The organism is Nocardia sp. NPDC004604 (assembly GCF_040609795.1).
Lineage (GTDB): Bacteria > Actinomycetota > Actinomycetes > Mycobacteriales > Mycobacteriaceae > Nocardia.
In genome coordinates this window covers 1-20811 of record NZ_JBEXLC010000014.1, presented here as the reverse complement: position 1 = coordinate 20811, position 20811 = coordinate 1, and the positions used below count along the sequence as shown (strand labels likewise).

Below are 20811 nucleotides of genomic sequence, written 5' to 3'. Positions count from 1 at the left end.
ATTTCTGGGAGTCCGGAGCGCATTTTTCTCAATTGAGTAGCAATTGAGTAGCTGCCCGGCTGGCGTGGGCGTCGCGCGGGTGTTGTCCTAGGTCGTAGCATCCGAGGAGGATCGATGACCGTAATTCCCAAGGGCGATATAGCGGTTCGCAACCGTCCGGAAATCGGCGATTGGACCACGCCCGACGAACTCGCGCAATTACAGCGGGCACAGCTGCCGAGAATATTCGAGCAGGCCGCGCGGTCGCCGTTCTATGCCGCCCGATTCGAGCGCGACGGAACTCCGCGGGTGGCCGAAGATTTCGCCGGTCTACCCCTCACGTCCAAACAGGACCTGCGCAATGCGTATCCGTTCGGAATGCTCGCGGTGCCCCGCGCGGAATTGGCGACCTATCACGAATCCAGCGGCACCTCCGGGGAGCCGACGGCCTCGTATTACACCGATGACGACTGGGCCGACCTCGCGGAGCGGTATGCCCGCAAATGGGTCGGCATCACACCGGCGGACACCTTCCTGGTGCGCACGCCGTATGCGCTGGTGATCACCGGACATCTGGCACAGGCGGCGGGGCGGTTGCGCGGTGCGACGGTGGTACCCGGCGATGCCCGCTCACTCGCACTGCCGCTGGCCCGCATTGTGCGGCTCATGCACCGCCTGGACGTCTCGCTGACCTGGTGCAATCCGACCGAAGCCATGATGATCGCGGCCGCGGCCCGGGCCGCGGGGCTGCGGCCGGAGCGCGACTTTCCGGCCCTGCGTGCGATGTTCGTGGCCGCCGAACCGATGACCGTCGCCCGCAAGCGGCGGCTGAGCGAGATCTGGGGCGGGGTGCACATTGTCGAGGAGTACGGGTCCACCGAAACCGGCACCGTCGCGGGCGAATGTCCGGAGGGCAGGCTGCACCTGTGGGCGGATCGGGCCATCTTCGAGGTGTATTCGCCCGAGACCGGCACACTGTCCGATACCGGATGCGGGCAGCTGGTGGTGACGCCGCTGTATCGCGCGGCCATGCCGTTGCTGCGTTACAACCTGGCCGACGATGTCGAGGTGCACCATGAACCGTGCGCCTGCGGGTGGCGGCTGCCGACCGTTCGGGTCTTCGGCCGCACGGCGTTCGGATATCCGGTCGGCGCAGTGACGGTGCGGCAGAACGATCTGGAGGAAATGATTTTCCAGCTGCCGCTCGCGTACGAGGTCGGCTTCTGGCGCGCGCGGGCCGAAACCGATGTGCTGCGAGTGGAATTCGAAGCGCCCGATGATGTGCGCGACCGTGCCGCGGTGGAGTTGGCCGCGGCGATCGATCGGACACTCGATGTCCGGCATGCCATTACGGCATTGCCGGTCGGCAGCCTGGTGCCCGTCGAGGCCTTGACCGCTCATCGCGACATTCTCAAGGCCCGCTATCTGTTCGGCCCGGACGAGTCCTGGGACAAGGCACTCATGTATCAGTGACGCGGTCGATCACCGCCCCGTCGACCCGGACTCGTTCCGGGACCACACCTTCGCGTGCCTGTGCCGGTCTGCTGATCGCCGGTGCAGACACCGCCGTTCGCACAATCGGTGAGGACCTTCTCGTGTACGAGCCCACTGCCCCCGTGACCACAACCGCCGCCGACACCACCGCCGCCGCCGACCGGATCGCCGTCGTCGGGCTCGGCTGCCGCTTCGCTCCCGATCTGGGTTCGCCGGACGAGCTCTGGCAATTCCTGCTCGATAAGCGGTGCGCCGCAGACACCGTGCCCGAGGATCGGTGGGCGGCCCATCGTGCCCACTCGCGCGAACACGCCGCGGTGCTGACGCGCGTCACCCCGCGCGGCGCATTCCTGACCGATATCGCCGGATTCGACGGCCGGTTCTTCGGTATCTCCGCCATCGAGGCCCGTCAGCTCGACCCCCAGCAGCGGATCGCGCTCGAAGTGGCGTGGGAAGCCTTGGAGCACGCCGGAATTCCACCGCACACGTTGGCGGGGACCGATGCGTCGGTATTCATGGGCGTCGGTGCCGACGACTACGGGCGCAGACTGCTGGAGGAGCTGCCGGAGGTCGAGGCGTGGACCGGTATCGGAGCCGCACCGTGCGCGGTGGCCAACCGCATCTCCTACACGCTGGACCTGCGCGGGGCCAGTCTTACCGTGGATACCGCCTGTTCCTCCTCGCTGGTCGCACTGCATCAAGCCTGCGCCGCACTGTTGCGGTACGAGACGCCGCTCGCACTGGCTGGCGGGGTAATGGTGATGGCGGGCCCCGGGCTGACCACGGTGCTCGATCAGGCGGGCGCCATCTCGAAGGACGGGCGCTCCAAACCCTTCGATGCCGCGGCCGACGGATACGGCCGCGGTGAGGGCTGCGGCATCATCGTGCTGAAGCGATTGTCGGACGCGCGCCGCGACAACGATCGGGTGCTGGCGGTGATCCGCGGCAGCGCGGTCCATCAGGATGGACGCACCGAAGGCATTATGGCGCCGTCCAGTTCGGCGCAGGAGCATCTGCTGCGCCGGGCATATGCCGCCGCCGGGGTCGATCCGCGCGAGGTGGACTACGTCGAAGCGCATGGCACGGGTACGAAGGTCGGCGACCCGATCGAGGCGGCGGCGCTCGCCGCGGTCCTCGGACATCGGGCCGATGGGGCCGCACCGTGTCTCATCGGTTCGGTGAAGGGCAATATCGGGCATACCGAGGCCGCGGCCGGGATCGCCGGGGTCATCAAGACCGTGCTCGCGCTGACCCGGCAGATCATTCCACCGACCGTCGTGGTCTCCGGGCCGAGGGCCGAAATCCCCTGGCACGATAATGGTTTGCGGGTGGTCACCGAGGCCATGGCGTGGCCACAGGTGGACCGGCCGCGCACGGCGGGTGTGGCGAGCTACGGCTACGGCGGGACGATCGCGCATGTCGTACTCGAAGAAGCGCCGCGGCCGGACGGTGGCGTGGACCAGCCCAGCGGCATCGAAGACGCACCGGAGCCGATGTGGCACAACCGATCCTGGATCTACCCCATTTCCTCGGCGACCCGGGCCGGGCTCGCCGCCCAGGCGGCGCGTTTGCTGCCGCTCGCCGCATCCGCCGAACTCGGCGATCTCGGACATACGCTGGCACGGCAGCGCGGACATCGCACGGTCCGCGCGGGTGTCGTCGCCGCCGATCGCGCGGAACTCGTCACCGGGCTGACGGCACTGGCCACGGGCGGCACCGAACGGTCGGTCGCCGTCGCAGAGACGATCGGACACCAGGCCGATCCGGTGTGGGTCTTTTCCGGGCACGGCGCGCAGTGGTTGGGTATGGGCCGCGAATTACTCGGTGCCGAACCGGTTTTCGCGGAGGTGATCGACCGGATCGGGCCGATCTATCGCGAGGAGATGGGACTGACGCCACGCCGGGTGCTGGAGAGCGGCAGATTCGACTCGGTGGACGTCATCCAGGCCATGCTGGTCGCCGTCCAGCTCGGACTGGCGGCGGTATGGCGGCGCTACGGTGTACGTCCGGGCGCGATCATCGGACATTCCGTCGGCGAGATCGCCGCCGCGGTAACCGCGGGCGTGCTGACCGAGGCCGAGGGCGCACTGCTGGCTTGCCGCCGTTCCAATCTGCTGCGCAAGGTGGCGGGCAACGGCGCCATGATCATGGTCGACCAGCCGTTCGACGATGTGCTCGCGCAACTGGGTGCGCGCACCGACGCGGAGGCGGCGATCTGTGCGGCGCCATCCTCGACCGTGGTCGCGGGCGAGGTCGACGCGGTCGACGAACTCGCCGCAGAGTGGCCGGGACTCGGTTGGACCATTCGCCGAGTCGATTCCGATGTCGCCTTCCACACCGATCAGATGGAGCCGCTGGCCGCCGATCTCGCGATCGCCGTCGCCGATCTCGCTCCCTCCCCCGCCGCCGTACCCCTCTACGTCACGGCGGTGAACGACCCGCGCTCGGCACCGTCGCAGGACGCCGCATACTGGGCCACGAATCTGCGCGCGCCGGTGCGCTTCCACCAGGCCGTCGCGGCCGCGATCGCCGACGGACACCGGGTCTTCGTGGAGGTTTCGGCGCACCCGGTGGTGAGTCACTCGATCCTGGAAACCCTGTCCACCAACGGAATCGATGACGGGCTCGTCCTGCCGACCCTGCGACGTAATACCGCCGAACAGGCAACCCTGCTGCGTTCGCTGGCCGCGCTGCATTGCCGTGGCATCGGCATCGACTGGTCGGCGGCGGCACCGGCCGGTCGACTGCTGGATCTGCCCACGAATGCCTGGCAACACCAACGCCATTGGGTCGACGGTCCGCCGCGCGCGGAATCTCCCGTCGATACTCTGCTCGGCGCATACAGCGCCGTCCACGGCACCCCGGTCCAGCTCTGGCGGACCACCCTCGACTTCCGCACCCGCCCGTATCCACGTCGCCATCCCGTACTCGGCACCGAAATCACCCCGGCCGCCGTGCTGCTCAACACCCTGTGCACCGCGGGAAGCACCACCGAACTGGTGGATGTCCAGCTGAAACAGCCGGTGGTGGTACCCGATCCGGCGCAGACCCGCGAGCTCCAAGTCGTCCGCGACGGCACGGCCCTGCGTATCGTCTCGCGCCCCCTCGGCGCGGACGACACGGCATGGGCGACCCACACTATGGCGCGCACCGGATCGGCTTCCACCCCGGATCATGCATCCGTGCTCGAAACTGCTGCGGCCCAGAGCAACTCATCGCTCGACCCGAATTTCGTCGTCGACCGCCTGGCGGAACTGGGTGTCGCCGATATGGGCTATCCATGGCAGATCGAGACCCTGAGGCAGGGCAAGACCACCCTGTTCGCCACCGCCACCGCCGATCTCGACCGCAGCTGGGCCGCCGTCCTCGATGCAGCCCTGTCGATGGCCTCGGTCATCTTCCCCGGCCCTGCAACGCTGCGCATGCCCGCCCATATCGACCGCGTCACCCTGACCGGCCCCGCACCACGGCGCGCCGATATCGCGGTCCGACTGCAACCCGATCAGCCGACAACCGTCGATGTCGTTGTCGCTGGGGAGGATTCGGCGGCAACACTTATCGGACTGCGCTACGCCGAACTCACCGCCAGCCCCGGCGCAGCCGATGACCGCCACCTGGCCACGACTCGCTTCGACCTCATCTGGCAACCCTTGACCGAGACCTCGCCAATCGCCGAGACCTCGATCGTCGTAGTCGAATCCGCGGACGACACCAGGCTGGTCGATACCGGACAGAGTGCGAACGTGGTATTCGCACCGCCCGTGGGGACGCCTTTCGGTGCTGCCGCGGCATTCGCCGACGTCGTGCGGCGGGTGGGTGCGGTTGCGGTCGAGCGCCGGCCTCGATTGTGGGCATTGACGCGCGGTGTGCGCGAAGGCGATACCGCGCATGCACCCTTGTGGGGCATGGGCCGGGTTGCCGCGAGTGAGCATCCGGACTTCTTCCGGGCGGTCATCGATATGTCCGCCGATGATGATTCGAATATGGTGATACGCACGGCTATCGAAGCCGGTATCGCGGATCCGGTGGTCTCGGTTCGCGACGGGGCGGTCTTCGGACAGCGGATCGTGGCGGCGGAACGCGAGCGGGATGCGGCCTTCGCCTGCCGTCCCGACGGAACCTATCTGATCACCGGCGGATTGGGAGCGCTCGGTCTGCTGGTTGCCGTACATCTGGCCGAACGCGGGGCCCGACGCATCGTGCTGCTCGGGCGGCGGCCGCTGCCGGGCCGGGCCGAATGGTCCGATGACGACGAGCGGGTGGCCGTGGTGCGGCGGCTGGAGAATGCCGGTGTGACCGTGCGGACCATCGCGGTCGATATCACCGATCGCGCGGCCACCGAATCCGCACTCGCCACATTGGATCTGCCGCCCGTGCGCGGTGTCGTACATGCGGCGGGCACGGTGGACAGCGCGATGTTGCCCGACCTCGATCCCGAGGTGCTGCGAAATGTCATGCGCCCCAAAGTGGATGGCGCACTGGTGCTGGACGAGCTGTTCCCGCCCGGCAGCATCGACTTCCTCGTGCTGTTCTCCTCGGCCGGTCCACTGCTCGGACTGCCCGGCCAGGCCGCGTACGCCGCCGCCAACTCGCTCCTGGACGCGCTCGCGGTGCAGCGGCGTCGCGCCGGACACCGGGACACCGTGAGCCTGGCCTGGACCAGCTGGCGCGGCCTGGGCATGTCCACCTCGGCGGCTGCGACCGATCTCGAGCTGGCCGCTCGCGGCACCGCCGATCTGACGGCCGAACAGGCACTCACAATCTTCGACGACGCCTCGGCCCAGGCGAATTCCCCGGTACAGGTCGCGCTGACCGTGCTGCGCGACCATCGTGGCCCGCGCCCGGCGCTCCTGGCCGAGCTGGTCCTCGAAACCTCCGAAACCGAATCAACCGAACCGGATTGGGCCGAGCTGTCCGGACCCGAGCTGACCGACTATCTCCTCGACCTGGTCAGCACCCGCACCGCCAGCACGCTCGGCGCTGCCCCGGACGATCTGAACCCACACCGCCCCCTCACCGAATCCGGCATCGACTCCCTGCTCGCCACCACCCTGCGCGCGAATCTCGAACGCCACCTCGGCATTCCGCTGCCCGCCACCCTGCTCTGGAACTATCCGACGATCACCGATATCGCCCGCTACCTCCAAGAGGTCCTGCGATCCCGCTGACCCGGCCGCCACACCCGGCCACCCGGGCCCGCCACCAACGCACCGAATGCGATGGCGACGGGCCCTCGGTCTTTGATCAGCGGCCGCTCCATGCGCGGCGAAAACTCCTCCCCATCCGGCAAACCACGAACTCCAGCGCCCCCTGCCCGAGCATCGCGATCAGCTGCTGCGGCTTGGTCGCGACCTCGGTCTCCGGATCCCGGCATCGCGGCACCGTTGCCGATCCGATGTCCACGACTGCGGGACGTAGAGTTTCCGGTCGATCAGGGTGTGCCCGTGCCGGGACGCGTATGCCAGGAACACCCCGATCTGGCAATTCTCCGTCCGCCCGCGGTGCCGGAGTACTGCCGTTGCAGCCCCAGTCACATACCCGTGTGCCCGCTCCCGCGGCTCGGCTCGGGTGAACCGTCCGGATGGGGTTGATGGGATTCAAGCCGTGGCCGGAAGTCGAATCGATCTGGATGGGCACATTGGCAGCCATCCAGAAGCAGAACGGACGTGAACTGGCCCGCCACTACCACCGAGAAATTTTCATCAAATTGAAGAACGTTCCGGTCTATCCGCACGACGGTTACCGCGAGCACTACGACCGATCTTGGACCGAGCTGTTCGACTACATCGCTTCGGTCGCACCGCATGTCGGGCTCTTCGACAAGCAAGAGCACGACTACATCCGCCACGAGCGGCAAAGGAACCAGCAGTGAGCGCTGAGAAGGGTGTGCTCGGCGGGCTGGCGGACATGCTGCGGTATGGCGGGATCGTCTTGGTGATTATCGGCGGCGCGATGTTCACCATCACATTGTTCCGCGATCCCACCACAGAGCCGATGTGCAACGACCAGGTCATGAAACCCGGCGATGTCTGCACCATCATCAGCCGCGGCGGCAGCACAGAACACGAGACTTACACCGAACGCAAAGAGCACCAACAGGATCGCCGCGGCTTCTATCTAGGCCCGATCGTCCTCGCCGCAGGCGCGGGCTCAATTTTCGGCGCGGCGCGCATCGATCGCGTCGTCGACCGCCGAACCGGCGCCTGCCAGACCGCGAACCCGCCACCTCCCCTACCCCCCCATCCGCCGCTACCGCCCGAACTCCGGCACTCCTGACGACGACGGGGCCACCCGGTAAGGCTGCGGCCTCCCGATTCACGATCAGAGGTGACGGCCCGACATCCCAGTCGGAATTGCGCAGTAGTCGCTGCATCCCTTCCGGAAGTTCGGCCCGCGTCCGCCCGTTCTTCCGTTCCAGGCCCGTCACGTACTCTCGTGCCCGCGGCTCCGACCCCTTGAACCAGGGCACGGTCCACGACATCAACAAATCCAACTCGGACATAACGGGGCATCTGTGGGACGGGTTGTGCCGGGCCTACGGCACACCTGGCATCGTGTTCGCTTCCCTTGCCGTAAGCCACTCGATCGAGCACCGAACTGGTTGGAGCATAAGGAAATTCGTCGACTCCACCCGCCGCTGCCGCACCATCGAAATCCGCGCAGGCAACCGATCCCTCACCGCCGCCGACCCACTACCAGCCGAACTCCACGACTTCCTCACCAACTCGGCCCCGACGGACTTGCGCACTAAATCGACCGAAGCCGGGTCCGCAAGGTCATCGAACTCGGAGAGTCAAAGTTCATCCGTAGTATTTGTGCGCGGTCTCGGGAAATTCGCCCGCCGAGCCGACCTTGCGCAGGATCGCTGATGCAATCTGACGGAGGAGGTTCGGATCGACGCCCTCCGCCGAGCCGTCTCGCACTCCGTCCGACCTGAGGATCAGGTCACCAATCGAGTCACCGTTCTGAGTGCAGGGTCGCACAGTGTTGGTGTCGGGGTACACCCGAACAAAACCTTCATTTTTGGCCGCACCCCCATAGTCGGACTCCCAGCGATAGACCGTTGTGCCCGGCTGGCGCCAGATTCCGATCGAGTATGCCACCTTGCACCTTTCATTCAAAGCGGCCCATCGTCCCCGCGTCATATGAGTCGAGCAGATGCTCTTCTTTGAAGACGTGGTTCTTGATCTGCTCGATATCCGACCGCGAGAATCCATATTTCGGCGAACTTGTCGATGATCTTGGCGAGTTTGACGGCAGCTTTGGCGGCCACTGCAGCGATTACTAACTCGTTTCTCCTTGCAGCCCGGGCCGTTCGACGACGAGGGCTAGGACGAATCCGGTGCGACCGATCAGGGCCAACTTATCGTGGCGCATGGCGACGGCCCGAATGCGCGTCGTCCCGCCGACCCCGGATCGGTCGGCGGGACGACTGCGTCGGAAGGTCAGCTGAGTGCCCCGACCTTCCATTCGGTGGCACGGCGGCGCTGTGCCCAGAACGCCGCGTAACGGCCTTCGGCGCCCAACAGGTCGTCGTGCGTACCCGCCTCGACAATCGTGCCATTGTCGAGGAACAGGATCTGGTCCGCGGCGGCGACGGTGTTGAGGCGGTGCGCGATCACCAGCACTGTCCGGTCCGCGGTCAGCGCGCTCAGCGCCTGTTGCACGGCCTGTTCGTTCTCGGGGTCCAGCGATGCCGTCGCCTCGTCCAGCAGCACGATCGGGGCGTCCTTCAGGATGGCGCGGGCGATCGAAACCCGTTGCCGCTCACCGCCCGAGAGGCGGGCGCCGCCCTCGCCGACCTTGGTGGCCCAGCCCTCGGGGAGACGTTCGACGATCTCGTCGACCCGGGCGGCGGCGGCCGCCGCACGGACTTCGGCATCGGTGGCACCGGGGCGACCGAGTCGGATGTTCTCCTCGATGGTGTCCTCGAACAAGTAGACGTCCTGGAAGACAATGGAAATGCGCGATATCAGCTCGGCCGGGTCGAGCTGGCGCACATCCACCGCGCCGATCTGAACGCTGCCGTCGTCGACATCCCAGAATCGGGCGATCAAGCGGGCGATCGTGGTCTTGCCGGATCCGGACGGTCCGACCAGCGCGGTGACCCGGCCCGCCGGGGCGGTGAACGAAACATCGTGCAGCACTGCGGATTCGCCGTAGCCGAAGCCGACCGAGTCGAAGCGCACCGCATTGCCCTCCGGTACCCGGGCCGACAATGGCTCGGGCAGCGGCGGTTCGATGACCAGTTCGCGCACCCGGTCCAGCGCGGATTCCGCCGTGTGCAAGGTGGATCCGAGAATGGCGAATTCGGCGATCGGCTCGGTGAACCGCACCGCAAGCACCAGCACCGCCAGCAGGGTCGGCACGTCGAGGCTGCCGCCGAGGGCCAGAAAGGTGCCGTAAACCAGGATCGTGGTGAATGCGGCCTGCACGATCAGGGTGAAGCCGACCAGACCGGGCACACCGGTGACGAGCACCTTGCGCGAGGTCTCATATTGGGTGTGCAGTGTGCCATCCAGCGTCTCCGCGCCGCGGCCGAATATCCGCAGCACCGGCTGCAGCTGCGCGAATTCCACGACCCGCCCACCGGTTTCGGCATTGGCCGCGGTGCGTAGGTCGTCGGCGGTGCGGCTCAGCGACACGCTCCAGCGGTAGACCGCGATGATGACCGGAACGGTCAGCGTTGCGGCCAGCGCCAGTCGCCAATCGAAGAAGTACATCAGCACGACCACCGTCACCGGCGTGACGAATGTGGTCACCATCGGCCGCAGCAGATGCGCCGGTACACCCATGATGTCCATGACACTCTTGGTGGCCAACTGCCCGAGCTGCCCGACCCGTTCGGGCCCGAACCACCCCAGCGGCAGCCCGGCCACCGTGTCACCGATGCGCGTATGCAGCGTCTTCGCCAGTGCCGCACCGACTTGCGCGCCGATACCCATGCTGACGTAGTACGCCAGTGCATACAGCGCGGCCACCCCGAACAGGGTCCACAGCCACGGCCACACCGAATCCGGATCCGGATCCGAACCCAGCAGCGCCTGCAGAATCGGCACCAGCAGTGCGAAGGCCACACCCTGCAGCACCGCGCCGATCACCAGGACCGCGAGCATTCTGCGCAGCGCCGCACCCTGTTCCGGCCCGACCACCGCGAGCAGTTTCCGAATCATGCCCCGGTCCTTTCCAGCTGCTGGTTCCGCCAGCCCTCGGCGTTCTCGTGCGCCCGCCACATCCGGGCGTAGCGGCCCTCGGCGGCAAGCAATTCGGTATGGGTCCCGCGCTCGGCGATCGTGCCGTTCTCGAGCACCACGATCTGGTCGGCCTCGACGACAGTGGCGAGTCGGTGCGCGATCATCAGCACGGTCTTGGCACCGGTCAGTGTCGACAGCGCATCCTGCACCTCGGCCTCGGACTGCGGATCGGCATAGGCGGCGGCCTCGTCGAGCACGATGATCGGGGCATCGGCCAGCAGTGCCCGCGCGATCGAAAGCCGTTGTGCCTGACCACCGGACAGCCGCGCATCGTCCCCGATCACCGAGTCGTATCCGCGCGGCAGCGCCAGGATCTCGTCGTGGATGCGGGCCATCCGCGCGGCGGTGTGCACCTCGAATTCCGATGCATCGGGCCGGGCCATCCGGATATTCGCCGCGATCGACTCCTGCGCCAGCCGGACATCCTGGAATACGAACGCCACGCGCCGGTACAGCTCCTGGGGCGCCATCTCGCGGATGTCCACACCACCGATGCTGACCGCACCGCCGGTGACATCCTGGAATCGCGGCAGCAGCGTGGCCAGGGTGCTCTTACCGGATCCGGACGGACCCACCAGCGCGGTGACCGTGCCCTCCGGCAACTCCAGGTCGACACCGCTCAGCACCTCGGTCGCACCGTCATAGGAGCACGACACCTCGGCGAGCCGAACGACATTGCCGCTGGGCGACTTCGGGGAGTCGACGACCGGAAGTGGTGCGGTGTCGAGCACCTCGATGACCCGGGCCGCCGCCTCCTTGGCAAAGCGCAGTTCATAGCTCGCATAGAACAGCGCCAGGATCGGCGCGGTGAGTCCGACCCCGAGCAGCGCGAACGGCAGCAGATCGGCGGCGGCCAACCAGCCCCGGGTGACGAACCAGGCGCCGGCGCCGAGCACCGTCGCCAGCACCGCGATCGGCGAGAGCACGATCTCGGCCGCGGTTTTAGAGCTGAGTGTCGACTTCACCCAGTCCAGGAAGAAGTTCGCGAAATCGCTTGCGGCACTGGCATATCGGCCGTGTGCGCGCTTGGCTTGGCCGAAGGTCTTGACCACGGCAATGCCCTGCACGAATTCCACTGCGCTGCCGTTGATCCGGCCCATCGCCCGGTCGTATTCGGGCAGGTGCTTACCCATTGCGGCCATGGTGACGCTGTACAGACTCAACCCGATCACCAGCGGAGCGATGGTCACCAGCGTCATCTTCCAGTCCACCCAGAACAGGTAGACCAGTGCGGTGACCGGCAGCACCACCGCAGAGGTCAGCTCCAGCACCGAGTGCGCGACCAGGTGGTGCATCGCCGCCACATCATCCTGCACGATCTTCTTGACCGTGCCGGAGTTGTGTCCGGAGAACCAGCTCATCGGCACCTCACCGAGCCGGCGCACCAACCGTCGGCGGATGTCGAGTGCCAGCTCGCCATCGGCGAAGTGGGTGAGCGCGCCCGCGGCCAGCAGGAAGATCAGCCGCACCAGCAGCGCGCCCGCGGCGACGGCGGTCAGCGTCCATGCCTCGCGGGTCCGATCGGGGCCGTCATCGAGCAGTACCCGGCCGAGCTCGGCAACGGCGATGAAGGGCAGCACCGCGGCGATGGACGAAATGGCTTGGGCGGCAACGGCTAGACGCACGCGACCACGGATCGGACGGAGTAGTTCGCCGAGAGCGGATCGTTCCGCAGCCATGGCGGAAACCTCCAATTTCGAGGGTCAGGAGTTCCTTGGGTTGAGATTAGTGATCACTAACAAACTAGTCAACGGCCGGAAGTGAGCTCGAGCCTGCTGTGGATGCCGAGCTTGCTGTAGATGCGATGCAGGTGGTTCTCGACCGTGCGGACGGAGATGAACAGGAGCACTGCAATCTCACGATTGGACTTACCGTCGGCCGCCAGTTCGGCGATCACGGATTCGCGGCGGGTCAGCCGCGGATCGGTCTCCCGCAAACGCGCCGGGTGGTGCGCGGTTCTGCTGGTCGGATATGTGGTCGGCGCGGACATCGCGGTACTCCTGTCAGTAGCCGGTCAGGCGGAAGCGACCGGCGCGGGCAGGTGCCCGTGCCGGACGAAGAACGAGGCGTAGGTGCCGAAGAGCCGCTCGTCGATATTCGGGCACTCGATCCCGGTGCCGTCGAGCAGGCGGCGCGTGAGGTGGTCGGTGAACAGCAGCGGTTCCTGCCGCTCCATCAGCATGGTGGTGCGGATCAGCGGGAACATCGCATTGGTGACATCGGCCGAGATGGCCTTGAGCCACTTGATGATGCTGACCTCTTTGATCTCGAACCCGGCCGACCGGATGAAACCGAGAATGGTCTCGGAATCGATGGCCGCGGGTCCGATCTGGTGGTAGATCCCGCCGAGCGCGGCATCCTGGGCGGTGACCCCGGCGATGGCCGCGCACACGTAGTCGACCGGGACCAGATTCATCTTCAGCCGGAAGTTGCGCGGATACACCCCGGCCTGGATGGAGCCGGTGATAAAGCGCCAGACGAAGTCGTTCTTCTGGCAGGCGCCGGACTTCGAGTCGCCCCACACCTGCGCGGGCCGGTGCATGGTGATCGGCACACCGCGCCGATCGGCCGCCAGAATCAGTTGCTCGGCAACCCATTTGCTCTTGGTGTATCCGAGCGGCATATCCGCGGCGGGTCCGGTGGGATCCGATTCGCCACGCGGATCCGAATCCGCGTCCCCGGCGAAGACGCCGAGGGTGGACACGTGGTGCAGCGGCGCGGTCGCCGCGCAGGCGAAGCGCAACATCTCGTGCGTGCCCGCGATGGTCTGCTTGCGCAGCCACTTGTAGGGCGTGAGGAAGTTGACCTTCGCCGCGGTGTGATAGCTGGCCTCGACCCGATCCGCGAGTTCGGCGTAGTCGCCGTCGGATAGACCGAACTTCGGCAGCGTCACATCACCGGGCACCACCCGGATCCGGTCGGTGGCGATGGTCCCGGCCAGTTCGTAGGTGTCCAGATTGGCGGTCAACCTGGCCAGGGCGCTGTCGGCGTCGGCCGCACGCACCAGGCAGTGCACGGTCAGTCCCCGGTCCAGCAGTTCCTGCAGCAGGAACGCCCCGAGGAATCCGGTTGCGCCGGTGAGGAATACGTCCCGCACCGAGCTTGCGTGCACTGTGGGAGTGAAGCCCTGGATATCTGCGGCCAGTTCGGTATCGGCGGCCAGTTGTTCGGCCGCGCCCTCGATTTCGAGCGATGTCATGACGATGCGTCCAATCCGGGTCGGGTCGGGTCGATGGCGGCGGCGGCCTGCTCGATCGCGCCGCGCAGCAGGAACAGCGCCTCCGCGACATCGTCGGAGCTGGCGATGATCGGCGGGATCAGCCGCAGCACTTCGGGTCGGCTCAGACAGGTGGACACGACCAGTCCGCGCTGTGCGAGCCCGACCTGCACCTCACCGGCGAACTCCGGCGAACAGAAGTCCAGCCCCCACAGCAGACCCCGCCCGCGCACCGCGGTAACGACGGTGTCGTGGTCGGCGGCCAGCAGCGCCAGTCCCTCGGCCATTTCCCGCGCGATCCGAACCCCGTCGGCGACATGGGCTTCGATGGTGGCCAGCGCCGGGGCCACGGCCGAGACGCCGAGCGGATATCCGCTGAAGGTGGCGGTGTGCAGCACCGGATCGCCGGTCAGCGGGGCGTACAGCGCCTCGGTGCAGACCATCGCCGACACCGGAACCACACCGCCGCCGATCGCCTTGCCGAGCAGCACTGCGTCCACCGGCAGCCCGTGCGCCAGGGTGACGGACCGGTCACCGCAGCGGCGCAAGCCGACCTGGATCTCGTCGGCGATTACGAATGCCCCGTGCGCATGCGCGTCGGCACACCAGCGCGACAGAATCGCCGGGTCCAGCAGCGTGACTCCGTTCTCCCCCTGCACCGGCTCGAAAATCAGTGCGGCGACCGGGTTTTCGGCCAGCGCACGGGAAACAGCGTCCGGATCGGCGGGATCGATGTGCACGGTGTTGCCCAGCACCGGACCCAAATTGCCCTTGAACCGGCCGTGGTGGGTGAGCGCAAGCGCACCCAGCGTCTTGCCGTGATAAGCACCCTCGACCGCGAGTACCGTGGCACGGCCGGTGGCCAGCCGGGCCAGCTTGACAGCCGCCTCGACGGCGTCGGCGCCGCTCAAACCGAAGTACACCTTCGACAGTTCCGGCGCGCTATCGCCTCCGAAGTCGGCAGCGGCCAGATAGTCCACTACCGCCTCGGCGGCCTGCCCGGGCAGCGGGTTCAGCACCGACCTGGTCGAAGTCGGCATCCGGTCCAGCTGCGCCCGGACCGCCTCGACCACCGCGGCATTGCGGTGACCGAGCAGCGCGACCGCATAGGAACCGAAGTCCAGCACCGCGCGTCCATCGGACAGGGTGACCCGGCAGCCGCTGGCCGAATCCTCGACCGCACCCTGACCGGTGAATTTGCCCGCCAGGGCCATCGATGGCGCGAAGTGCCGTTTGACCTGTTTGAACGTGGTCTTCGCGATATCCTTGGCACCGCGAGTCCTGATGTCGCTCATGGCAATTCCCTCACCGTGCGGCCCGGGTGACGATCGAGTTCGCATAACCTTCCAGCGCCGTGGCGATGGCCGGATGGATCATCTCGGCGACCAGCGGCAGCCCGATATCGAATTCGACATTGAGTTCCAGTTCGCCGCCCGCGCCGCCCTCGTGGAGCTGCCAGTAGCCGTGGTAGCTCTGCAGATCGCCATCGGTCTGCCGGAATTCGATGCGATGCCGCTGGGCATCGATCAGATCCTCCTGCTCCCACTCCATTTCGGAGCCCTTGAGCTCGACGACCCAGCTACTCGTGCGGCGCGTACCGTCTTCCTCGAGGATTTCCACCTCGTTGACCCCGGCCATGTAGTCGGGGAAGGACGCACAGTCGAGCAGCACCTCCCAGACGTCCGCGGGTGCGGCCGTCTGGTGCCGCGAATTCATCGAGTACACAATGTGTCCTTCCAGGGTGTTACGTCCGAGATAGTGGTCAGGCTGTGGTCTCGCCGCTGGCCTGCAATTGGAACTGCCAGTGCGAGAAGAGTTTCCGGTCGCGGTGCAGGTCCAGCAGCACCGTCAGGACGCGGTCCACGACGACCGCGTCGGTGACCGGGTCCGCCGGGTGGAACCCGCGCCAGATGCGTTCCAGGCACAGCAGCAGCACCGCGCCGTCCGGGAACGGCGGCGCCAACACCGCCGCCGAACGCACGGTCAGGTGGATCAGTGCGGCGGCCGCGTGCAGTGCGCAATATTGTTCGGCGAGCCGGTAGATTTCGGCGGAGGCGCCGTAGCCGCGGCCGAGGGTCTGCTTGGCCCGCTGCTGTTCGAGCAGGATCCGGTTCAGTTCAACGAGTAGGCGTTCGGCGAGGTCGGCCGATTGTTCGAACCAGCTCCGCTGCTCGCCTGCACGGGTTCCGGCCAGTGCGCGCAGATCCGCGATCGCCTGCGGCAGGGCCAGTATGGCGGCATCACCGGCCCGGCTGAACAGCTGCTGCTGGGCGGGCTGCCATTCGTCGAGCTTGACGTCCAGATCGTAGCTGCGCGCAACTTTCTCCGCCGCGGCCGAGCGCTGTTCGGCGGTGGCGGAATCGGCCGCGGTCAAGATCTGTTCGAGCTGCGCGCCAATGGATTTCAGATTCACCACGGTATTGCCGTCGGCGAATACCGAAACCACGATATCGCGCAGCATCTTCTGGAAGATCGCGTAGTGCGGGTGGTCGCGCAGGTACAGCCGGGCGCCCAGCACCTCCGACAGCTGGGTCATGGTGCGCTCCAGCGAGGTCGGCACGAAATATTTGACGATCGCGGAATCTACCGCGATCTGCTCGGGCGCGGCCTGCAGTCCGCGCACGGCGCCGGTGGCCACCGCCTCGGCCAGCAGCAGATCGGCGAAGCTCTCGGCGATCTGGCGGCGGGTGTAGGGGAATTCGACGACCTGCTGCCCGAAGATCTCCCGCGTCACGATGAAGTCGCAGGTGACCCGCAATGCGGTATCGACCGCACCGAGCGCCAGCCCGCTGATCGTGGTGCGCGCCACCTGGGCGCTCTTGAGCACCATCTCCAGGCCCTGGCCCTCGGCGCCGATGCGGTGGCTGTCGGGGACGAAGAACTTCTCCAGCTGGATACCGCTGAGATCGAGTGCGCGCAGTCCGTGCAGCCGCTCATTGGGCAGCTCGCGCACCGCACCCGCCGGACCGAGCCGCTTTTCGACCAGGAAGATGGACCAGTCGCCCGGTCCGCCGCGTTCGCCGGTGCGGGCGTGCACGGTCACCATATCGGCCAGGGTGGCATTGCCGATGAGGTACTTCTCCCCCGTCAGCAGATAGCCGCCATCCACCTTCTCGGCCCGCATCTCATTCGAGAGCACATCGCTGCCGTGGGCCCGCTCGGACAGCCCCCACGCCAGCTTGGCACCATTGTTGATCTGCGATACCAGCCGGGTCCGCTGCTCATCGGTGCCCGCGATCCAGGTGGGCATGAATGCCAGGTCGGTGAGCATCAGGGCGGCGGCGGTGGTGGGGTCGCGGCGGGCGACCAGACGCAGCAGCGAAAATCCGGTCTCGACGTCACCGGCGCGGCCACCCCACTTGGCCGGCAGGCAGTATTCGTGCAATGCCCAGCGCTGCAGCAGACCGAGTAGGTCGTGCGGGAATTCCTCGAGCTCGTCACAGCGCAGAATGCGCTGGAACGACATCTGATTCGCGGGATCGTGCGGATCGCCGAGGTATCGCTCGAGTTCCTCGGCCAGCTCGGTCACGTACTGCACGGTCATGACGGTTCGGTTCCTTCCTCGGTGGCCAGCGGGAGCGGCCGCGCGGTGAACAGCCGACGGTCCCGATGCAGCCGGGCGATCACGTCGAATGCGTTGTCCGCCAACACCATCGGCAATCGGGCGGTACGGCAGTCGGCCCGGTCGAGCAGTAGCGCCAGTGCCGGGAGCAGCCAATCGACCGATCCCGGGGTGGTGCCGTAGAGCGAACGCGCCCGGTTGAACCACCACAGCTGGACACACGCCGCGCCGGCATGCAGATAGGCGACGCGCAGCGCGAGATCCACTGTCGCGGTGGCGCGTTCGGAGGTGGACAGCTCGGCCAGACCGATGATGTCGGCGCGCGCCGCCGCCAGCGCTCGCTCCAGCCGGTCGACCAGATCCAAGGCCCGTCCGGTGCACGGACGGGCCGCACCGAGTACGGCGCGCATACCCGCCGCCGCCACCGGGAATCCGCCGGTGACGACCTCGAGCCCGCGCGCCGACAAGGTCAGGCTGGTGAAATCCAGCGAGGGCAAAGTGGCCTCGAGATCGAAAGTGTCCGAGAGCAATTCGAGCGCGCCGTCCTGCGCGGCGGTGAAACCGGCTTCGACGAACCGGCCCAACTGCATGGCGACCAACCGGAGATTGGCGGTGGGGCTGGTATCGAAGTAGCGAACCACCGCGTTATCTGCACGCAGCACATCGAAGGTGCCTTCGGGACCCTCACGCAGTACGCCGCGGGTGCCGAGCACGTCCGCGCAGCGCGTGAACGCCTCGGTGGACAGCTCGGTGAGCACCGCTTTGAGCAGCCCGGACCACAGGCTCTGCGCCGTGGGGAAGGTGTGCATCGCACGCGCACAGGCCAGTGCGGCCGCATCGCCGGCCAGCAAGGCCGCCGCGGCGGTCCCCAATTCGCGGCGATTGAGTGCATGTTCACCGACCGGGCGGCCCGCGACCACGTGACGCCCGGCGAACTCGAGGGTGAGCCGCAGCGCCGAATCGACCGCGGCCAAGTTGGCACCCACGCTGGTGGCCCGGACCACCTGCATGGCGCGCATCGCGGTCTCCATCCCCCGGCCGATCCGGCCGACGATCGCGTCATCGGCCACCGGCAGCTCGGTGAACTGGAAATGCGCGAAATCGGTGCCGCGCATACCCGCTGGACGCTGCAGTCGGTAGCGGGCCGAGCTCTGCCGCAGCGGATCGTGCACCAGCGCCATCGAGTACGCGGCCGGACCGCGTCCACCGGTGTGCGCGATCACCAGCATGGCACCGGCCCGCTTGCCGAAACCGGTCAGCCATTTCTCGCCGTCGAGCAGCCAGCCGCCGGTCACCGGATCCGGGGTCAGCGCACAGGTATTGGCGAGCAGATCGCTGCCGTGCGCGGGTTCGGAGAAGGCGAATCCGATGGACTCGCCCGAACGCAACAGCCGCACCACCTGATCGCGCTGCTCGGGCGAACCGGCCAGCAGCACACACAGTGTCGCGGTGATGTCGATCATCGTGGCGGGCATGATGGTCAGATCACGTCGCGCGGCGACCCGAACCAGCATCAGGGTCTGGTCGTAGGTGATCAGATCGCCGCCGTACTCGGCCGGGATATAGGACAGCCGCAGCGCGGGTCCGGCGATATCGGCGAGCGCATCGGGAAAGGCATTCCGTTCGGCACGTGCCAGCATGGCGGCGAAGCCGAACGAATTATCTTGTGCCCGTGGATCTCCCAGCGCGGCTTCCAGGGCAGCCGCCGCCGGATACGGTCCGAGATCGATGGCGGCTGCGCGGCTTTCGACGGTGGTCACCGCGCGCCCCCGGAGTCGTCGGCCAGCGGCGCCGGGCGGTAGTCGGCGCAGCCGCGCGGCACCCGGACGCCGTTCACGGCCAACTGCTGGATGCGGGTGGTGAAGGCGGCACCGTGCAGCAGATTCAGCGCCACATCGGCGACCCGGCGGTTCTCGGTGGCCGCCAGGTAGGAGCCGCGCACCCATTCGTTGAAGCTGCCCATGGCCGGACCGCACCAGATCTGGTAGTCCAAGCCGCGATCGGCCGCACCCACCACGGCCCAGCGCGAGGCCATGCCCAGGTACCAGCGGAAGACCAGAGCCATCTTGCGCTTCGGGTCATCGGCGGCCCGGGTCAGCTGGTCCGGATCGCGGCGGGTGAAGTAGGCGACCACGTCCTGCCAGACGTCTTCCACCGAGCGGCGCAGGATCTGCTGTTCCAGCCGGGCGCGCTCGGCGATCGGCAGCACGTCCAGCCCGTCGTAGGTGCGGTAGAGCTCGTAGAGCCGCTTCGCCCGCATCGCGAACATGCTGCCGTTCTTCAACACCTGCAGCTCGACGCCCATTTCGAACATATCCGCCGCGGGCGCCATATCCACATCCGCGACGCCCGCCGCCGCCAGCAGATGCCGGACCTCGTCGGAAGTTCCTGCCTCCAAGCAGGATTGGTTGACCGAACCGGTGACCACATAGTCGGCACCCATGGCGAAGGCGGCCGCGGCGGCGACCGGGGTACCGATACCACCGGCCGCGCCCACCCGGACCGCCACCGGATAACCCAGATCCTGCTGCACCTGGTCGCGGCGGCGCAGGATGGACGGGAACAGGGTGGTCAGCGGGCGGCGGTCGGTGTGCCCGCCGGAGTCGGCCTCGGCGGTGATGTCATCGGCCAGCGGCACGAATTTGGCCAGCTCGGCCTGTTCGGCGGTGATCAGCCCGCGACCCAGCAGATCGGAGACGATCGCGGCGGGTGCGGGGCGCATGAACTTCTCGGCGACCTCGGCCCGGGATACCTTGGCGATCACCCGGTTCGCGATGAGCACCCGCCCGTCGCCGGTGCGGGCCAGTCCGGCCACCCGATAGCGGACGATATGCGCGGTGACGTCCATGAACGCCGACGCCTCGACGCAGCGCACCCCGTATTTCAGGAACAACTCGACCGCGGCGCGTTCCAGCTCCTCCTCACTCGGGCTGTGAATCAGGTTGGCGGCGTAGGGCAATCCGGGAATTTCGGCCGCGAATCGCTGCAGCGCGGCCTCGACGCGTTCGGGCAGCAATCCGGCAGCGCCGAACGAGCCGAGACAACCGGACCGGGCCAGCGCGATCACGTAGTCCTCCGAGGCGATACCACCCGCCATCGCGCCACCCATGTAGGCATAGCGGACGCCGTGGCAGGCGCGGAAGGCGGCGGAGCCGAGCTGCTCGGCGGGCAGCGGGCCGATCGCGGCGATGACCGAGGCGTCGTCATCGGAAATGGAGAATTTATTACCGCTGAAGACAGTCTTAATTATTTTATTGAAATAATGCACAAATCTGAGTGGATTAAGCATGCTGATATTTATATAG

The 20811-nt window shown here is 67.1% G+C and carries 15 protein-coding genes and 3 pseudogenes; 5 read left to right on the top strand and 13 right to left on the bottom strand.

The window, feature by feature from the left end; all coding sequences use genetic code 11:
• Nucleotides 1-114 precede the first annotated feature (114 nt).
• Nucleotides 115-1452: an AMP-binding protein gene (locus tag ABZW16_RS07765; RefSeq protein ID WP_354953344.1), complete on the top strand. Its 1338-nt coding sequence runs from the start codon at nucleotides 115-117 to the stop codon at nucleotides 1450-1452.
• A 143-nt stretch (nucleotides 1453-1595) separates the two neighbouring features.
• Nucleotides 1596-6641, top strand: coding sequence for an SDR family NAD(P)-dependent oxidoreductase (locus tag ABZW16_RS07760; RefSeq protein WP_354953342.1), 5046 nt, complete (start codon nucleotides 1596-1598; stop codon nucleotides 6639-6641).
• A 76-nt stretch (nucleotides 6642-6717) separates the two neighbouring features.
• Here the strand turns inward: ABZW16_RS07760 and ABZW16_RS07755 are convergent, their stop codons facing one another.
• Both ABZW16_RS07755 and ABZW16_RS07750 read right to left on the bottom strand, forming a co-directional pair.
• Nucleotides 6718-6876: a hypothetical protein gene (locus ABZW16_RS07755; RefSeq protein WP_354953340.1), complete on the bottom strand. Its 159-nt coding sequence runs from the start codon at nucleotides 6874-6876 to the stop codon at nucleotides 6718-6720.
• A pseudogene (locus ABZW16_RS07750) lies at nucleotides 6837-7000 on the bottom strand (transposase); the annotation flags it as partial. The pseudogene ABZW16_RS07750 and the gene ABZW16_RS07755, both read right to left, overlap by 40 nt.
• 63 nt (nucleotides 7001-7063) lie before the next feature.
• Here ABZW16_RS07750 and ABZW16_RS07745 point away from each other — a divergent pair.
• Together ABZW16_RS07745 and ABZW16_RS07740 are read left to right on the top strand one after the other, a co-directional pair.
• A complete protein-coding gene (locus tag ABZW16_RS07745) occupies nucleotides 7064-7345 on the top strand; it encodes a hypothetical protein (RefSeq protein WP_354953338.1) in 282 nt (93 codons plus the stop codon).
• A 14-nt stretch (nucleotides 7346-7359) separates the two neighbouring features.
• Entirely contained in the window at nucleotides 7360-7749 is a 390-nt protein-coding gene (locus ABZW16_RS07740) for a hypothetical protein (RefSeq protein ID WP_354953466.1), read from the top strand.
• Between the two features lie 61 nt (nucleotides 7750-7810).
• Here ABZW16_RS07740 and ABZW16_RS07735 read toward each other — a convergent pair.
• A pseudogene (locus ABZW16_RS07735) lies at nucleotides 7811-7924 on the bottom strand (IS701 family transposase); the annotation flags it as partial.
• Nucleotides 7925-8024: 100 nt separating this feature from the next.
• Here ABZW16_RS07735 and ABZW16_RS07730 point away from each other — a divergent pair.
• Nucleotides 8025-8180, top strand: a pseudogene (locus ABZW16_RS07730) (IS1634 family transposase); the annotation flags it as partial.
• A gap of 93 nt (nucleotides 8181-8273) precedes the next feature.
• Here the strand turns inward: ABZW16_RS07730 and ABZW16_RS07725 are convergent.
• The 10 genes from ABZW16_RS07725 to ABZW16_RS07680 form a co-directional block, all read right to left on the bottom strand.
• Complete coding sequence (locus ABZW16_RS07725; RefSeq protein WP_354953464.1) at nucleotides 8274-8576, bottom strand: hypothetical protein; 303 nt, start codon at nucleotides 8574-8576, stop codon at nucleotides 8274-8276.
• Nucleotides 8577-8918: 342 nt separating this feature from the next.
• The gene (locus ABZW16_RS07720; protein ID WP_354953337.1) at nucleotides 8919-10646 is read right to left on the bottom strand and encodes an ABC transporter ATP-binding protein; all 1728 of its coding nucleotides are present in this window, start codon (nucleotides 10644-10646) and stop codon (nucleotides 8919-8921) included.
• A complete protein-coding gene (locus tag ABZW16_RS07715; RefSeq protein ID WP_354953335.1) occupies nucleotides 10643-12406 on the bottom strand; it encodes an ABC transporter ATP-binding protein in 1764 nt (587 codons plus the stop codon). Before ABZW16_RS07715 ends, ABZW16_RS07720 begins: the two co-directional genes overlap by 4 nt.
• Before the next feature lie 68 nt (nucleotides 12407-12474).
• Nucleotides 12475-12717, bottom strand: a complete 243-nt coding sequence (locus tag ABZW16_RS07710; RefSeq protein ID WP_354953333.1) for a LuxR C-terminal-related transcriptional regulator — start codon at nucleotides 12715-12717, stop codon at nucleotides 12475-12477.
• Between the two features lie 24 nt (nucleotides 12718-12741).
• A complete protein-coding gene (locus ABZW16_RS07705; protein WP_354953331.1) occupies nucleotides 12742-13926 on the bottom strand; it encodes a thioester reductase domain-containing protein in 1185 nt (394 codons plus the stop codon).
• Entirely contained in the window at nucleotides 13923-15239 is a 1317-nt protein-coding gene (locus ABZW16_RS07700; RefSeq protein WP_354953330.1) for an aspartate aminotransferase family protein, read from the bottom strand. The genes ABZW16_RS07705 and ABZW16_RS07700 overlap by 4 nt, the downstream gene beginning before the upstream one ends.
• A gap of 10 nt (nucleotides 15240-15249) precedes the next feature.
• The gene (locus ABZW16_RS07695; protein ID WP_354953328.1) at nucleotides 15250-15660 is read right to left on the bottom strand and encodes an SRPBCC family protein; all 411 of its coding nucleotides are present in this window, start codon (nucleotides 15658-15660) and stop codon (nucleotides 15250-15252) included.
• Nucleotides 15661-15706: 46 nt separating this feature from the next.
• Complete coding sequence (locus ABZW16_RS07690; RefSeq protein WP_354953326.1) at nucleotides 15707-17488, bottom strand: acyl-CoA dehydrogenase family protein; 1782 nt, start codon at nucleotides 17486-17488, stop codon at nucleotides 15707-15709.
• Nucleotides 17485-19266 carry an acyl-CoA dehydrogenase gene (locus tag ABZW16_RS07685; protein WP_354953324.1) on the bottom strand — a complete coding sequence of 594 codons (1782 nt, stop codon included), beginning with the start codon at nucleotides 19264-19266 and terminating at the stop codon, nucleotides 17485-17487. The genes ABZW16_RS07690 and ABZW16_RS07685 overlap by 4 nt, the downstream gene beginning before the upstream one ends.
• Nucleotides 19263-20774, bottom strand: coding sequence for a PfaD family polyunsaturated fatty acid/polyketide biosynthesis protein (locus tag ABZW16_RS07680; protein WP_354953322.1), 1512 nt, complete (start codon nucleotides 20772-20774; stop codon nucleotides 19263-19265). Before ABZW16_RS07680 ends, ABZW16_RS07685 begins: the two co-directional genes overlap by 4 nt.
• Nucleotides 20775-20811: the final 37 nt, after the last annotated feature.

Bases quoted from the DNA above. Each gene is read 5' to 3' on its own strand.
- ABZW16_RS07765 (WP_354953344.1), top strand. From the start codon at position 115: ATGACCGTAATTCCCAAGGGCGATATAGCGGTTCGCAACCGTCCGGAA.
- ABZW16_RS07745 (WP_354953338.1), top strand. From the start codon at position 7,064: ATGGGATTCAAGCCGTGGCCGGAAGTCGAATCGATCTGGATGGGCACA.
- ABZW16_RS07720 (WP_354953337.1), bottom strand. From the start codon at position 10,646: ATGATTCGGAAACTGCTCGCGGTGGTCGGGCCGGAACAGGGTGCGGCG.
- ABZW16_RS07715 (WP_354953335.1), bottom strand. From the start codon at position 12,406: ATGGCTGCGGAACGATCCGCTCTCGGCGAACTACTCCGTCCGATCCGT.
- ABZW16_RS07710 (WP_354953333.1), bottom strand. From the start codon at position 12,717: ATGTCCGCGCCGACCACATATCCGACCAGCAGAACCGCGCACCACCCG.
- ABZW16_RS07705 (WP_354953331.1), bottom strand. From the start codon at position 13,926: ATGACATCGCTCGAAATCGAGGGCGCGGCCGAACAACTGGCCGCCGAT.
- ABZW16_RS07700 (WP_354953330.1), bottom strand. From the start codon at position 15,239: ATGAGCGACATCAGGACTCGCGGTGCCAAGGATATCGCGAAGACCACG.
- ABZW16_RS07695 (WP_354953328.1), bottom strand. From the start codon at position 15,660: ATGAATTCGCGGCACCAGACGGCCGCACCCGCGGACGTCTGGGAGGTG.
- ABZW16_RS07690 (WP_354953326.1), bottom strand. From the start codon at position 17,488: ATGACCGTGCAGTACGTGACCGAGCTGGCCGAGGAACTCGAGCGATAC.